This window comes from Acinetobacter sp. WCHAc060042 (genome assembly GCF_003231195.1).
Classification (GTDB): Bacteria; Pseudomonadota; Gammaproteobacteria; order Pseudomonadales; family Moraxellaceae; genus Acinetobacter.
Genome location: NZ_QKVN01000029.1, coordinates 36479 through 51443, shown reverse-complemented (window position 1 = coordinate 51443; position 14965 = coordinate 36479). Strand labels below are relative to the sequence as shown.

At 40.4% G+C, this 14965-nt stretch carries 14 protein-coding genes; 7 read left to right on the top strand and 7 right to left on the bottom strand.

Translation table 11 applies throughout. The annotated features are described in order from the left end of the window. Positions 1-180: 180 nt before the first annotated feature. Positions 181-747 (top strand): TetR/AcrR family transcriptional regulator, encoded by a 567-nt coding sequence (locus DPG01_RS13175; protein ID WP_110975398.1) that lies wholly within the window; start codon positions 181-183, stop codon positions 745-747. A gap of 392 nt (positions 748-1139) precedes the next feature. On the opposite strand, the gene DPG01_RS13170 is transcribed toward DPG01_RS13175, so the two are convergent. Together DPG01_RS13170 and DPG01_RS13165 are read right to left on the bottom strand one after the other, a co-directional pair. Beyond that, positions 1140-1940 carry a DUF2071 domain-containing protein gene (locus tag DPG01_RS13170; protein WP_110975397.1) on the bottom strand — a complete coding sequence of 267 codons (801 nt, stop codon included), beginning with the start codon at positions 1938-1940 and terminating at the stop codon, positions 1140-1142. A 110-nt stretch (positions 1941-2050) separates the two neighbouring features. Further along, complete coding sequence (locus DPG01_RS13165) at positions 2051-2830, bottom strand: ferredoxin--NADP reductase (RefSeq protein WP_086207896.1); 780 nt, start codon at positions 2828-2830, stop codon at positions 2051-2053. Positions 2831-2932: 102 nt separating this feature from the next. Between DPG01_RS13165 and tsaA the strand changes: the two genes are divergently transcribed. After that, positions 2933-3640 (top strand): tRNA (N6-threonylcarbamoyladenosine(37)-N6)-methyltransferase TrmO, encoded by a 708-nt coding sequence (gene tsaA, locus DPG01_RS13160; protein ID WP_086207895.1) that lies wholly within the window; start codon positions 2933-2935, stop codon positions 3638-3640. 49 nt (positions 3641-3689) lie between these two features. Here the strand turns inward: tsaA and DPG01_RS13150 are convergent, their stop codons facing one another. Both DPG01_RS13150 and DPG01_RS13145 read right to left on the bottom strand, forming a co-directional pair. Next, positions 3690-4712: a hypothetical protein gene (locus DPG01_RS13150; protein ID WP_228157004.1), complete on the bottom strand. Its 1023-nt coding sequence runs from the start codon at positions 4710-4712 to the stop codon at positions 3690-3692. A 125-nt stretch (positions 4713-4837) separates the two neighbouring features. Then, positions 4838-6091, bottom strand: coding sequence for an MgtC/SapB family protein (locus DPG01_RS13145; protein WP_110975396.1), 1254 nt, complete (start codon positions 6089-6091; stop codon positions 4838-4840). 209 nt (positions 6092-6300) lie between these two features. On the opposite strand from DPG01_RS13145, the gene DPG01_RS13140 reads away from it, so the two are divergent. The 4 genes from DPG01_RS13140 (at position 6301) to DPG01_RS13125 (ending at position 10655) form a co-directional block, all read left to right on the top strand. Then, positions 6301-8058, top strand: a complete 1758-nt coding sequence (locus DPG01_RS13140; RefSeq protein WP_086207893.1) for a GspE/PulE family protein — start codon at positions 6301-6303, stop codon at positions 8056-8058. 101 nt (positions 8059-8159) lie between these two features. Then, complete coding sequence (locus DPG01_RS13135; RefSeq protein WP_086207892.1) at positions 8160-8522, top strand: NirD/YgiW/YdeI family stress tolerance protein; 363 nt, start codon at positions 8160-8162, stop codon at positions 8520-8522. Positions 8523-8655: 133 nt separating this feature from the next. Next, complete coding sequence (locus DPG01_RS13130) at positions 8656-9318, top strand: response regulator transcription factor (protein ID WP_110975399.1); 663 nt, start codon at positions 8656-8658, stop codon at positions 9316-9318. Further along, a complete protein-coding gene (locus tag DPG01_RS13125; RefSeq protein WP_110975395.1) occupies positions 9318-10655 on the top strand; it encodes a sensor histidine kinase in 1338 nt (445 codons plus the stop codon). The genes DPG01_RS13130 and DPG01_RS13125 overlap by 1 nt, the downstream gene beginning before the upstream one ends. A 113-nt stretch (positions 10656-10768) precedes the next feature. On the opposite strand, the gene hemP is transcribed toward DPG01_RS13125, so the two are convergent. Further along, positions 10769-10936, bottom strand: coding sequence for a hemin uptake protein HemP (gene hemP / locus DPG01_RS13120; RefSeq protein ID WP_004696105.1), 168 nt, complete (start codon positions 10934-10936; stop codon positions 10769-10771). Between the two features lie 150 nt (positions 10937-11086). On the opposite strand from hemP, the gene DPG01_RS13115 reads away from it, so the two are divergent. Then, on the top strand, positions 11087-11986 hold the full coding sequence (locus DPG01_RS13115; protein ID WP_110975394.1) for an NUDIX domain-containing protein: 900 nt from the start codon (positions 11087-11089) through the stop codon (positions 11984-11986). A 12-nt stretch (positions 11987-11998) separates the two neighbouring features. Here the strand turns inward: DPG01_RS13115 and DPG01_RS13110 are convergent, their stop codons facing one another. Together DPG01_RS13110 and mrcB are read right to left on the bottom strand one after the other, a co-directional pair. Further along, positions 11999-12544, bottom strand: a complete 546-nt coding sequence (locus DPG01_RS13110; protein ID WP_110975393.1) for a tetratricopeptide repeat protein — start codon at positions 12542-12544, stop codon at positions 11999-12001. Positions 12545-12565: 21 nt separating this feature from the next. After that, entirely contained in the window at positions 12566-14962 is a 2397-nt protein-coding gene (gene mrcB / locus DPG01_RS13105) for a penicillin-binding protein 1B (RefSeq protein WP_110975392.1), read from the bottom strand. Between the last annotated feature and the right edge of the window lie 3 nt (positions 14963-14965).

The following is a 14965-nucleotide window of genomic DNA, read 5'->3' as shown; positions in this document are numbered from 1 at the left end:
TAATTTAAATCTCTTATATTTCATGTGCTTATTTTAATGTTAGTGAGGTTTCCCATAAAAAAACAGTGTTGTTTTAAATTTGATATATAATATCGTTTCGAAACGATATATTTCATATTCTTGTGGTGTTCTTATGGGGCAGTGGTCTAATTTTAAAGTTTTGTGCATCAGGTAAAATAAATGTCAAAAAAAGAAGACATCATTAATACAGCGCTTAATCTCTTTAACTCACATAGCTACAATTCTATCGGTGTGGATCGAATTATTAGTGAGTCTGGCGTTGCTAAAATGACATTTTACAAATATTTCCCTTCCAAAGCTAAATTAATTGAAGAATGCTTAGTGACTAGAAACCAAAATTTGCAGCAGTCTCTCGATGCAACGATTGCTGCGTGTGACCCAAGTGATTATCTCTCACATATTCGCGCAATTTTTGAATGGTATAATACATGGTTTCATACGACAGACTTTAATGGTTGCATGTTTCAAAAAGCAGTCGAAGAAATTTCAAAAATTTATCCGTCATCGCTCCAACCAGCAATTGATTATAAAGAGTGGTTGAAAGGAAAGTTGCGCCAAGCATTGCATCATTTAGGGGTGAAGCAAGATGAACAGTTGGCTGGTTTTCTTTCTAGTATTTTGGATGGAATGACTATTCAAGCTCAAATTGACCCAAATCAAGTGCATTTGGAAGAGTATTGGAAGCGTGTGAATACATTGATTCAGATGGAATTAGTTGCGGCTTAAATTATTAAAAATAAGAATGTAGCATCTAAGAATTACATTCTTATTGATTGAAATCATGCAGACTTTTATAAAATTCAATCAAAAATAAATAAGCGCGATAACCGTTAGATTATCGCGCTTTGCTGATAATAATTTATTTTTCATATCACTCATTATTTGACACTAATGAGTGATATGAATATGAGCAACTTAAACGTGCCTTCTTATATTTTTTTGTACCCTCTGAATGTTTTCGGTCATTCAGTATTTCAGCAAAAATAGACAGACTTGTCTGTTTTGTTGAATTATAGAGAAATTGTGGAGAAAAACAACCAATATGTCTTGAGTTTGGCTGAAATTTATTCATTGCCTCTAGTATTCAATAACTTAAATAGAATTAATTTTTTTAGAATTTAATTTGCTACAGTTTCGAGTACGCTTGGGGGTAAGTAAATTGTAAATTCATTGATCGGTTCAATCAGTACACTATAAGGCTTGAGTTGATCTTCATAGGATATAAGGTTAAGCCTTGCTAACAGCTCAAAGCGCGCGTAGTGCAGTGTTGCGGGTCTAGGATTTAAGCGCTCATGCCACACACGATATGTACCGAGTTTGCCATCACGGCGATGATAAAATCCTGCCAAAGGATGTGTAAGAAAGACTTGGTAACTTTCTAAATCTGGAAAGCCTTCAAAAAACCAGTGGTCATCTTGAGCCTGAATTAAATTCACTTCAGAGCTAGCCCATGCAGATTGGGTTCGCATTTTGTATTGTATGTATAAGCCAGTCGGATCTTGTAGACAGTCAAACTCAATTTGGGCTGGATGCCATGGCAGTTGCCAAACATAGCGTGGAAAGATCAGCGTCCAAGAGTCCAAAGTTGTGCCTAGAAACCAAACACAACGTTCCTGTGTTTCCTGATCAATCACATACACTCGATAGTTGGTTTGTCCCATAGTAAATTTAGGAAAAGGGTAGACGGCGGAGCTAAAGTCAACATCAATAAAAGGAACGACAGACATCAAAGCACATTGTTGGCCTTGATAAAGGATAGTGTCTAATTTAAATCGAGGGGGAATAATGTCTTTGAAGCGTGTAGGGTCGAGTGCATAAGTAATGAGGGCGAAATGCTGAAGTTTACACTGTACATCGAGACCTTTAGGTTGAGGTCTTGGGTGTAAATAGTCTTTAAAATTGAGTTTTGGAAAGGTCATTGTATAAATTTAAGATTTGTTCTTTTGTACAAATATTAGAGAAAAAGACAAGCAGAGTAAATAAAAAAACCGAAGCCTAAGCTTCGGTTTTTTAATATCTTTATACGATCTTACTTTTCAACGAATGCACGTTCAATAACATAATCACCCAGTACACCCATTTTAGGTGATTCTTTTAGACCATGTTGATCGAGAAGTGCTGCAACGTCATCTAAGAACGCTGGGCTGCCACAAAGCATAGCGCGGTCAGTTTCTGGGTTGAAACGTGGTAGTCCAATTTTTTCAAACAATTCGCCAGTTTCAATCGCTGTCGTTACACGACCTTGGTTTGGATATTCTTCACGAGTAACCGTTGGGTAGTAAACCAATTTGTCTTTGATACCAAGTTCTTCAAAGAATTCATGGCTTGGAAGTTCATTTAGGATTAGGTCTTGGTAGGCTAATTCAGAAATGAAACGAGTACCATGTACAACAATGATTTTCTCAAAGCGTTCATAGGTTTCTGGGTCACGAATTGTAGACAAGAACGGTGCAAGACCTGTACCTGAAGAAAGGAGGTATAAGTTTTTCCCAGGGTTCAAGTCGTCGAGAACCAAAGTCCCTGTTGGTTTTTTAGAGATTAGAATCTCATCGCCCACTTTTACTTTCTGTAAGATAGATGTCAATGGGCCATCTGGAACTTTAATTGAGAAAAACTCTAGTTCTTCTTCATAGTTTGCACTGGCAATAGAATAAGCACGCATTAACGGTTTGCCATTTACTTCAAGGCCGATCATCACAAATTGACCGTTTTTAAAACGCAGTGCAGTGTCGCGTGTCGTTTTAAAAGAGAATAAAGTATCATTCCAATGGTGGACGTGAGTAATCTTTTCGACGTTGAAAGCAGCCATTAAAGGTCTCAATAAATTATCAAATTAGAACAGCTTGCTATTCTAATCTAAAATCATTCTCGATAAACTGAATATATTTAATTGAGCTTATTAGAAAAAGTGATGATAACTGAGTTAACCTTGCCAATTATTGGTTATATGCACTCTTCTTATAAAGAAAAGTTTGGTATTCCTCGCCAGCCTAATTTGGTACAAGTGGAATCCTATATTGAAATGTCAGCCCCTTATAATGATCTTTTGGCCTTTGAGGGGATTGAGGCTTTTAGTCACTTATGGTTGGTTTGGCAGTTTCATGACAATAAGAATCAAGAAAAAGCACAGTTTCGTCCACAAGTTCGACCACCTCGCTTAGGGGGCAACAAAAAAATAGGAGTGTTTGCCACACGGAGCATGTATCGTCCAGCGCCAATTGGCCTATCTGTAGTTCAATTAAAAGCGGTAAAAAAAGAAGGGCGGTCAGTTCGTGTGTATGTTACAGGGAGTGATTTGCTCGATGGTACGCCAATTGTGGATATTAAGCCTTATATTCACTATTCAGATGCAGTTTTAGATGCTGAAAGTGGTTATGCACAAGATGAGCCTAAACGAAAGGTGGTGGTGTGGTCTGATCTGGCTTTGCTACAGAAGCAGCAGCTTTTAGCAAATGGCAAAATTTCTATGCAGACAGTACAGGAGCTTGAGGCGGTTTTATCTTTAGACCCACGACCTGCATATCAAGATGATGAAGCGCGAATTTATGGGATGAGATTTGCAAACTTAGATGTGAAATTTAAGGTAAATGAAACGTGTGTGGAAATACAGGAACTTTGAGTTCCTGTAGCCATTAAAACGCTCATCGGTAGCATGCTTTTCAAGTCATTTAGAACTTTAAGTTTTGTTCTAAATAACTTGCTGCAATTGGATTATACAGGTCACAACCTTTATTTAAGCCATCTGCCTTAGCTAAACGTGCGTTTTTCTCTTCGGTAGACATATTGTTTGTGATGAGGTCTTTCTCTGATTGAATGTCATCTGCAAGATTAGACTCTACCCCAGCATTTGCTTTTGAACTTGAATAGTAACTGTCTTTGTATTGAGCATATCCAATGAAAGCATTTGCCTCAGTTCCATCAGGACTGTAATGGTAGGCAAGAACATTTTTAAATTTTGTGAGCTTAAAATACTCTTGTTTAGTTTGGTTGGTAAATCGCTCTGTATATTCTTTAAAGAGACGTTGATATTCATCATCTTTTTCAGCTAAAAGTAAATATTCCTGATTATTAGAATATTGGGTTTCCAGTAGGCAGGTTGAACCTGCTGGGAATTTTAAAGCTTGGTAGGCTTTTAATTTTGTATTGATTTCATCTGAATATTTGACGCTATATTGAGGATAGTTCAAGTTCCAATTCAACTCAGGGTCTACCGTTGCAAGTAGACTTTCGCCTGAAATATCACGTTTGCTGACAGTTGACGTGAATTCTAATCCTGTAGAACCAATTGCTGAATAAGGGCGAAGTTTGAGTTGATTATTGGAAAAGGTCATTTCACCCATTAAAGTGCCATAACGACTATGGGTTGAGCCGAATGTTTGATACTCGCCTTGCGTAGTTAAGTAAATTTCATTTGTATCATCATCTGCATCTAAAGTGGCATAGGCTTTACCATCCACCAGTGTAATTTGCGTATTCAGTACATTGAAATCACCAAATTGATTGAGTTGATCATACCAATAATCAATACGGAATATTTCCCATTGCTGAGCGGTATTTGAATTATTATTTGATGAGTCAGTAGTTGTTGAGTTGTTGCTCGTGCTTGTATTATTTGAGCTATCAGAGCTTCCACCACATGCACTCAGCATGAGTGTGCTAAAAATTGCAAATGATAATATTTTAAATTTCATAAAGTACCCAATTCAAAAAATTTATTATTAATAACGTTGTTGTTTAAAAATAAAGCGGGCTGATTATAGGTTAATAGTATTGAATAAATAAATAAATTTCATAAAAATAAGTAAGTTAAGTTTTTTTAAAAAATCATCCAGTACAGTAAGCCGATTAAAACCATCATATGTAAAATTTGAATCGGTGCAAAAGCAATAAAGTATTGCATCCCTCCTGTTAAAGCGGCATTCACAGATTTGGCAATCGCATGTGCGGCTAAACCAAATATAAAGGCGGATATAACAGCAGTATCTGTGGGGGTACCTTGCATCACCACGGTTGCCATCGCCGCATGGATTTCAAACAAAGAGACCAGTAAAGTTCCTGCAATTAAGCCAGCTTCGCCTAGCCACAGGTGAAGTCCATATACTCCTGCCTGAATGAGAGTTAAGCTCAGGGCAATAATTCCTGCCTCTTTTAAACTAAACATGCGTGAATCACTGCTCAGTTGCTGTTCTTGAGCTGGGGCAGTGCGGACTAAAGTATAGGCAGAGAGTCCTAAAATCAAACATGCGATTAGAGTGGGTAACAGTATTGTTTTGAGCCAGAGCATACTGACGCCCGCCACAATAATGAGCAGTTGCAATAAAGTTGCGATACATGACATCAGAGCAGCACCTGCATTGGATTTGGCCTGTGCCCGACCTGCTCGAACCTCCATGCCCAAGCTAGCAATAGTGGCTGTACTGGATACAAAACCAGAAGCAATGGCGGATAAAATCATGGCATTTTTAGTGCTTAACAATCGTTTGGCGATATGTGCAAGGGCTTGAACAGCCAGAATGAGTGTGACTAATTTTAAAATGATATAAGGATTCAGCACAGCGCCCCATAAAGGCGTATTCGGTGTTAAGGGAAGGGCTATTAAAATGAGAGCCAATAGGAAAATACCGTCTTTAAATTCTGCTTCTGTAATCCATTTTCCTGCAATACTGTGCATGGAGTGTTTAGTCATGAGAATAATGGTCAGCAGTACAGCCAGACCTGCTGCTAAAGGTGTATTCCACAGGCACATGGCGCCAATAAAATAAGTCATTACAAAGGCAAGCTCAGTAGTTGAGCCTAAGTCCTCAGTTTGGTTTTTCATGGAAAATAGGACAATACCTCCAATGATCAGCGCACCCACAATACCAATGGTGACACCAAATAAAAAGCAAATAGCACCAAGAAGGGCACAAATGGCAAAGGAGCGCAGTCCTGCAAAGCTCTGTTGGTTTTCTCGTTGCTTGCTTCTTTCTCGCTCTAGACCAATGAGCAAACCACAGCCCAAAGCTGAGGCCAATGTAAACAGGACGTCAGATAAAGCATAGTTGTCGATTGAAATGGTACTGAAGTCCAAAGCCTACCTCATAAACACAAATGAATCGTTTAAAATATAGGCGAATGCGGGTGGTGGATTCAAGTCAAAATAGAGAAAAAGCGTAGTTATTTCATGATTATATTGATCAGCTGACATGCTTTTTTATATTTATAGGATTTGCCTGTGCTTTGTACAAAATAATCTCGAAAATCTTGCTATAGTGGTGTTCTGTTTGGGGACGTATAACAATGAATTTTAATTTTGAAATTGATACCACTTGGTGCTTAGATCAACTTTTTAAAGATGGGCGAATTACTGAAAAAGAAAAAAATCTCGTACAAACCTCGCACCGTCAACGGGATCAATTAAAGTGGCATCCTTTACAATGGATTGCCCATTTTAATATGCAGGATCAGTCACACCCTCAGTCCAGACTGACGTTGAACCGATTATGTCAATGGTTAGCCGAAAAAACCCAGTTACCGTTTTATGTGATTGATCCACTCAAAGCTGATGTTCAAGCCTTGACTTCGGTGATGTCCCAAGAGTTTGCCTTCCGCAATAAAATCTTGGCCGTAGAGGTTCAACCCAATCAAGTGTTGATTGCGACAGATCAACCCTATATGAAGGATTGGGTAGCGAATTTGGAGCACAATGTCGCACCGAAAAAAATCCAGCGCGTATTGCTCAGCCCAGAACAATTACAACGTTATATGGTGGAGTATTATCAGGTGAGTCGCGCTGTGAGTAATTCACAGAAGTCTGGAATTTATGATCGTGAAAATAAAGGCGTTGAAGCCCTGTTACAATTAGGTGATAGTCAAAATCCTGATGCCAATGATCAACACATTGTTAAATTAGTTGATTGGGTTTTACAGTTTGCTTTTGAACAAAGTGCCAGTGATATTCACCTAGAACCTCGTAAGGACAATGGTAAAGTACGCTTCCGTATTGATGGTGTGTTACATACGATTTATAACATGCCTGCCAATACTTTAACGGCGGTCATTTCGCGAATTAAAATTTTAGGTCGAATGAACGTTGCAGAAAAACGTAAGCCACAAGATGGTCGTTTAAAAACACGTACACCCAAAGGACAAGAAACAGAACTACGTCTTTCAACCTTGCCAACGGCCTTTGGTGAAAAGTTGGTTATGCGTATTTTTGACCCAGAAGTTTTGGTACGTAGCTTTCAGCAGTTGGGTTTTGATGGGCATTTGCTCAGTGATTGGAAGGCACTGACTTCACATAGTCATGGCATTATTTTGGTGACAGGACCAACAGGCTCAGGTAAAACCACCACGCTTTATTCTTCATTGAAACAGTTGGCAACAGAACAGGTGAATGTCTGTACCATTGAAGACCCAATTGAAATGTTAGAACCAAGCTTTAACCAAATGCAGGTCAACACAGGTATTGACTTAGGTTTTGCTGATGGTGTTCGTGCACTCATGCGCCAAGATCCCGACATTATTATGGTGGGGGAGATTCGTGACCATGATACGGCCAATATGGCAATTCAAGCTGCACTTACAGGGCATTTGGTACTTTCAACCCTACATACCAATGATGCGCCTTCTAGTCTAACCCGTTTACACGATTTGGGCATACAACCATTTTTAACTGCAGCCACCATTTTGGGTGTATTGGCACAACGTTTGGTACGGCGCCTATGTCCACACTGTAAAGTGGAAAAACAAATCAATAGCCAAGAGTGGGAGCACCTGACTTTTGATTATATTATGGAGATGCCTGAAAAAGTCTTTACCGCAGTAGGCTGTGAAGAGTGTCGTCAAACGGGCTACAAAGGGCGAGTTGGTATTTATGAGTTTATGCCTATTAGCATAGAGGCTAAACAATTAATTGGTGCAAATGGTGATTTGACTGCACTGCGTCAGCAGGCCAAAAAAGAAGGCATTGAGCCTTTGCGGATTGCAGGGGCAAGAAAAGTGTTAGAGGGAGTCACCACCCTAGAAGAAGTGTTGCGTGTCGTACCTCTCAACTAAGCGTTTAATGTTTTACTTGAAGCTTTCTTAAGATTCAGCTCATCTAATTTTGGTTTAATAACTTCATCAAATAGATCAACAATTAAATAGAGGTACTGGATATGAATATGATGATGAAAGCGTTATTGGTTGCTGGTGTGATTGGTTCGACGACTGTGGCAGTAGCAAATACAGCGGTGAACCAAGCGGCTGTAGCTGCTTCAACGCCAACTACGGTTAAGCATGCATTAACTTTAAAAGATGACAGCCATGTTCAGTTAAAAGGTTATGTGGTCAAAGCCATTGGAGATGAGAAGTATGAATTTCGTGACCAAACAGGTTCAATCACTGTCGATATTGATGATGAATTATGGGGTGGCAAAGCGATTTCGGCTAAAACACCTGTCACTATTATCGGTGAAGTGGATATTGACTATAAACCAACAAAACGCGTTGAAATTGATGTAGATCAAGTGAAATTCTAAACACTCTAGTCCAACCTTAATTGGACTTTCTTAAAAAACCACATGGCTTAGATTTGATCTTAGCCCTGTGGTTTTTGTATTTTTCATCATTTCACGGCATGATTTAAACAACAGGGATAAGGCAGGTTCAGCAGTGCGGATATTGTTAGCAGAAGATGATGCCTCTCAAGCTGAAAGTATTAAAACTTGGCTTGAAATGGATGGTTATAGTGTGGACTGGGTGGAGCGGGGCGACCATGCCATTTTGGCCATTGAACAGCATCAGTATGACTGTGTGCTTTTAGACCGTGGATTGCCACATGCCACAGGTGATGACATTTTGCTGAAAGTCCGTTGCAAGAACCTCTCGACGCCTGTGATTTTTCTCACTGCGCGTGACAGCATTCGAGATCGGGTCGAAGGGCTAGATTTGGGCGCCAACGACTATTTGGTTAAACCCTTTAGTTTGGAGGAATTATCTGCTCGTATTCGCCTACAACTGAGACAGCAACAAAATAGCAGTTCGCATATATTGAGTTATGCCAATATTCAACTCGATCCACAAGCCAAAAGCGTAACTCAAAATGGTCAATCCGTGAATTTGACCGCCAAAGAGTTTCAAATTTTGCATAAATTGATGCTCAAGCCTGAACATGTGGTGACACGTGAGCAGTTAGAAGAAAGCCTATATGCGTGGGGAGATGAAATCGAAAGCAATGCCATCGAGGTTTTTATTTATCAACTGCGGAAAAAACTCGGTAGCCACTGTATTAAAACCATCCGTGGTTTGGGCTATAGAATGAATCAGGACGCATAATGGCTCAACCAATTTCATTACAACGTCAGCTCGTTAAAAGTTCGCTCCTCAGTTCGATACTGGCGGGGCTTTTGGCCTTGCTGATGTTTATCGGAGTGTCGGTTTATCAGACCATGTCTATGCAAGATGAGATCATGGATGAAATGGCCGATATGTTGTTGGCAGATGACTTAACTGTCAGCAATGGTCAGGCCTTGGCTGAACTTAGTGATGAGTTTGATATTCGCTATCGACTCGATAACGCACAACAGCTTTTAACTGCCTCAGAAGATGTGCCAGAAAAAATAACCGTGGATCATTTAAGTTTGGTTTCAGATGCTCCTTATGGCTTTTACTGGTCAGAGCAGAAACTTTGGCGTATTTATAGTGCGCAGGATGAGCATGGATTGCAGGTACAAGTCACTCAGTTGATGTCGGATCGTTTTCAAGCCTTTGGGCACACTATCTTGATTTTTAGTGGGGTATTGCTTTTAGTCTGGTGCGTACAATGGCTATTGATGCACTTTGCGATTCGACGCAAGTTTCGGACGATCCACCAAGTTTCAGAGCAAATTTCAAATAAATCGGTAAATGATTTAGCGCCTATTTCTATGCCAGAACCTGAACTGATTGAACTACAACCGATGTTATCTCAGTTGAATGCTCTATTGGCTCGTTTAGATCAGGCCTTAGTGGCAGAGCAACGCTTTACCGCAGATGCCTCGCATGAGCTACGTTCTCCATTGTCTGCGATACAAATGCGGCTTCAGGTACTCAAACGTAAGTTTCCTGAGCTAGAGCAGGAGTTTAAGCCAATTCAGCAAGATGTGAGCCGTGGGGTACAAGTTCTCGATAATTTACTTTTATTGGCACGGTTAGATCCAGAGCAAAGTCAAAGTTTAGCCAAAAGCAAATTTGATTTTAGTCTGTTAATACAAGATGTAGTCAAAGCCTTACAGCCTTTTGCAGAATCAAAACAGATTGAGGTTCAGATGGTACTTGCAAAAGAGGTCTATGTATTTGCCAATGAACAGCTGTTATTCAGTGCACTACGGAATGTACTTGATAATGCGATTCGTTATAGTCCTGAGCAGGCAAAAGTTTTTGTGACGCTGACGATTGAAAGACAGCAGCTTAGACTGAGTATTGAAAATAGCGGATATGGTGTAGATGTGACAGTTATCCATCGTTTGGGTGAACGCTTCTATCGGGCTTTAGGTACAAAAACACAAGGCTCAGGCTTAGGTCTATCCATCTGTCAAAAAATTGTCGATTTACACGCAGGGCAGTTGTTATTTAGCCCATCTGACTTAGGCGGTTTAAGCGTTGAATTGATGCTGGATGTTGTTAAGGTTTAGAGCATGCTTTTTTAGCGATAAAATTAAAATGAATATTTTAAATCAATTAAAAAGCAGTACGCGCTGACATACTGCTTGTTTCCACGATTATTGTTATTGAATTTTTATAATTCTTATTTGGTTAGAATGAGTCGATTATTGCGTGTGAGTCGTAGACGGTACTCTTCTCCTGCGTGCATAATGCGAATTTCACGGCCTAGGGCAAATAAGTTGTTCGAGTGTAGCATTGGTAGTGAATGGGCTGTTTCGTTACGAGTAAATAAGCTAAATGGTGCGTTCATTCTGGCGACTCCGTGGTGTATATTGAACGTTTTAAATGATAATCATTATCGAATGGGGCTGTCAACATTTTCTCGCTGAAAATATAAAAAACTTCTATATCGTTACATATGGTCACTGAACACACTACACATCTGAAATGGAATCTGATTATGTCAAAACCTCTGGTTCAAGTTGCTATAGCTATTCTTTTACATCAAGGCAAAGTATTGGTGGGATGGCGTCATGCTGAGCAACATCAAGGTAATAAGCACGAATTTCCAGGCGGGAAAGTTGAGTCAGGTGAAACCACAGAACACGCATGTCGCCGTGAGGTTTTAGAAGAAGTTGGAATTGATATTACAGATTGGCATGCCTTTGACAGTATTCAGTTTGAATATGAGGACGTCATTGTGCATTTACATTTGTTTCATGGCATTGTCTCAGATCATCAGCTTTCAGACATTCGTGTGCCTTGGGCATGGTTTAAACGTGCCGAGTTACAGGATTTAAACTTTCCTAAAGCCAATCAGGCCATTTTAAAGCGACTGTATGCTCCGCAGGTGATTAAGATTTCTGAGCAAATTACGCTGTTGAAGACTTTAGCTGAACAGCAAATGATGTATTGGAGAGTGCCTGTAAGCCCTGAGCATCTTTTGAATATAGCGGAACTGAGTGTGGAACAGCTGTCGCGAGTCATTGTGAATGTAAGCATGTGGAAAGAGCTGAACCCTTTACAGCAGCAAGCGATTGCGGCTATACACTTGAAACAATCTCAACTGATGCAACTTCGTAAAGGCGATTTAAAAGTTGGTCAACGTTATATTGCGGCCTGTCATGACACAGAAAGTGCAGAACATGCGCAGAATATTGGCTGTGATGCCATTTTACTTAGCCCTGTACTTGAAACTTTAAGCCATCCGAATAGTGACACTTTGGGCTGGGAGCAGTTTAGTCTGATTGCTCAAAAGATTCACATCCCAATTTTTGCCCTAGGTGGCTTACAGTTAGCTGATTTAGCCAAAGCACAAAGTTATGGTGCTTATGGTATAGCAGGTCAGCGCTCCATTTAATGGAGCGTACTTTTAAGACAGGCTTTTGATTGCAGTCTGGGCTTGTTGAATGGTTTTTTGGTTTTTCTGCATTTGACCAGCTTTTAAGATAATGCTCCAAAGTTGCTTTTTCATGGCATTACTTTGCGCATAACTCAGGCCTCGACGCGCGAGTGATTCTGCATTTGCAGGTTGTTTTTGTTGGTTGGCAATTAGCGCCAAATACAGGAAGGTTTCACTTGACTGTGGGGCGATACGTTGCGCCTGCATAGCAAAACCTTGAGCTTGGTTCCACTGACCTTGGCGGTAAGCGGTTTGTGTTTTTTGCATCAAGTTTTTGAATGCAGGGAGTTGTCGACCATCATCAAACTGCTGTTTGGTCTTTTGTTCAGGAATCACAATTTTTTGACGTTGAATTTCTTCGCGATCATAAGGGTGAATCGTTACACCTGATGGTGTTTGCTGCTCTTTGTTCGGCTCAGCCTTCTCTGGCATTTTTTTATCAGTTTGCTGTGGGAGGCTTTGGCAGCCTGCCACAGTTATGAGGATTGCTAAGATACTTAAACGTTTAAACCACATCAAAATTTAAATCCGTCCTATTTATTCAGGTTGGTAGCTACCGCTTGAAATGACCTGCGTGTCATTTTCTAGGTTGCGTTGCATATTTGATTCACTTTCACGAATATAGTTGTCTATGCTGTCGCCTTGTTCAGGTGTAGCTTGGTTACCATCTGTTTCAGGATTGTAAGTGGGTTCAACTTGATAATGAGGCAAGCCACATGCGGTTGCCTTTCGGGGAATGGTGTTACGAAGTAGAGGAATATACATTGCGCCCTCACAACCTTGGGCAGCAAGATAGCCTGAACTACTGTCAATCCAGTGCCATTGAACATCATCGGGTTGGCGTAAATTGACAGGCTTTTGACGCAGTTGACTCATTACATTTGTCCACACAGGTAAAGCACCTGAAGAACCTGTTAAGCCTGTTTGTTTGTTGTCATCCAGTCCTAACCATACTACAGAAACATAGTTGCCTGAGTAACCTGCAAACCATGAATCACGGGTGTCATTGGTGGTGCCAGATTTTCCTGCAAGCTTGAGCGACGTCGGAAGAGTATTGTACGCAGAGCGTCCCGTGCCCGAAGTCATCACTTGTTGGAGTCCATAGTTCAGGACGTAGGCAGAAGAAGGGTCAATAGTTTGTTGGACGTTTAGACCATAACGGGTCAGTAGGCGACCATTTTGATCGACAACGGTGCGAATCGCTTTGGTTGGGTATTTAAAGCCCCCTGTTGCAAAATTACCATAAATGCCAAGTACCTCCATTGGAGACATGTCTACCGCACCCAAGAAAATAGATGGATAGCTTGGGATGTTGCTAGTCACACCGAAACGTTTTAAGTGATTACTAAATGTTGATAAACCAAACTCTTGACCTAAACGTACGGATGATAAGTTATAAGAATGAGACAAAGCTTGTACCATCGGTACAACTCCATGTTCGCCACCACTATAGTTTTTTGGTGTCCATGACTGACCATTTGACTGAATGCTGATACTACTGTCTTCAACAGGACTAGCCCAGTTATAGCGACCTGACTGAATTGCACTGAGATAAATTACAGGTTTGAGCAGTGAGCCAACTTGACGTTTGGCATCTAATGCGCGGTTAAACCCAGTAAAATCTTGTGTTGATCCTACTGCTGCGACTAATTCACCATTTTCAGGATGCGCAACCAATACAGCACCTTGTAACTCTTTTAAACGATTTGACCCACGACTCAAACGATTAACTGTTGCTTTAAACGAGTCTTGAATTTTGGTCTGGGCAATCGGATCGAGTGTTGTAAAAATACGTAGACCTTGATTGGTTAAATCACCTTCTTGGTATTCGGTACGCAACTGACGACGTACAATGTCTAAGAAATCTGGGAAGCGTGATGGGCCGAGAGTTGGTTTGGCAATCACATTTAAAGGGCGAGCCGTTTCAGTTTCATACTGTTCTTGCGTCAAATAGCCCATGACCAACATGTTGTTTAAAACGATATCACGACGTTTTTTAGCCGCTTCTGGATTACGCCAAGGGTTATATAAGGTTGGACCTTGTACCAAACCAACCAAATACGCTTGTTGTGCAATATTCAGTTCGCGTAAAGGCATGCCGAAGTAGAACTGTGAAGCCAAGCCATAGCCATTAATTGAATAATTACCATTTTGACCAAGATTTACTTCGTTAAGATACGCTTCTAAAATTTCATCTTTGTTGTAGTGAAGTTCAACCAATAAAGCCATAAATGCTTCATTGACTTTACGCTTAATGGTTTTTTCAGGAGTGAGATAGAAGTTTTTCACCAACTGTTGGGTCAGCGTTGAACCACCCTGGCGTTTTCCACCTGTGACATTACTCACAATCGCACGTGCAGTACCACGGATTGAAATACCGTGGTGGCTATAAAAATTACGGTCTTCCGTTGCGATTAAGGCTTCAATTAATGGTTTAGGGACTTTATCGAGTTTAATCAGTACACGGTCTTCGTTATGCTGTGGATAGATCCCACCTATGAGCATCGGCTCTAAGCGTGCAATCCCTGTAGAGGAAGGTTTAGTGGCACTTACTTCAGAGACTTGTTCATCAGCAAAGGTGACTTTAAGTACTTGCTCAGGTTCGACACTATCTCCAAAATCAAAGCCACGTGTATGCACATATAACTCATTGCCAGAACTGACATAATTGCCTGATTTGGTATAGTTTTCAGAGGACTTATAGCCCAAAAGTTTGAGCTCTTGGGTAAAGTCAGCCTGACTAATCGGTGCGTTGGTATACACTTCAAGCGGACGTGCGAATACTTTCGCAGGGATATCCCAACGCTTTCCTTCAAACTTGTCACGAACAACCGAATCTAGTCTTATTAAATAAATACTAAAGACCAAAAAAGCTGCAATGACTAAGATGCAGAAGATCAGTGCAATTATACCGATGCCACGTTCTGACTTCATAAA

Bases quoted from the DNA above. Each gene is read 5' to 3' on its own strand.
- DPG01_RS13135 (WP_086207892.1), top strand. From the start codon at position 8,160: ATGAATATGATGATGAAAGCGTTATTGGTTGCTGGTGTGATTGGTTCG.
- DPG01_RS13150 (WP_228157004.1), bottom strand. From the start codon at position 4,712: ATGAAATTTAAAATATTATCATTTGCAATTTTTAGCACACTCATGCTG.
- DPG01_RS13125 (WP_110975395.1), top strand. From the start codon at position 9,318: ATGGCTCAACCAATTTCATTACAACGTCAGCTCGTTAAAAGTTCGCTC.
- DPG01_RS13110 (WP_110975393.1), bottom strand. From the start codon at position 12,544: ATGTGGTTTAAACGTTTAAGTATCTTAGCAATCCTCATAACTGTGGCA.
- DPG01_RS13115 (WP_110975394.1), top strand. From the start codon at position 11,087: ATGTCAAAACCTCTGGTTCAAGTTGCTATAGCTATTCTTTTACATCAA.
- hemP (WP_004696105.1), bottom strand. From the start codon at position 10,936: ATGAACGCACCATTTAGCTTATTTACTCGTAACGAAACAGCCCATTCA.
- DPG01_RS13170 (WP_110975397.1), bottom strand. From the start codon at position 1,940: ATGACCTTTCCAAAACTCAATTTTAAAGACTATTTACACCCAAGACCT.
- tsaA (WP_086207895.1), top strand. From the start codon at position 2,933: ATGATAACTGAGTTAACCTTGCCAATTATTGGTTATATGCACTCTTCT.
- DPG01_RS13175 (WP_110975398.1), top strand. From the start codon at position 181: ATGTCAAAAAAAGAAGACATCATTAATACAGCGCTTAATCTCTTTAAC.
- mrcB (WP_110975392.1), bottom strand. From the start codon at position 14,962: ATGAAGTCAGAACGTGGCATCGGTATAATTGCACTGATCTTCTGCATC.
- DPG01_RS13165 (WP_086207896.1), bottom strand. From the start codon at position 2,830: ATGGCTGCTTTCAACGTCGAAAAGATTACTCACGTCCACCATTGGAAT.
- DPG01_RS13140 (WP_086207893.1), top strand. From the start codon at position 6,301: ATGAATTTTAATTTTGAAATTGATACCACTTGGTGCTTAGATCAACTT.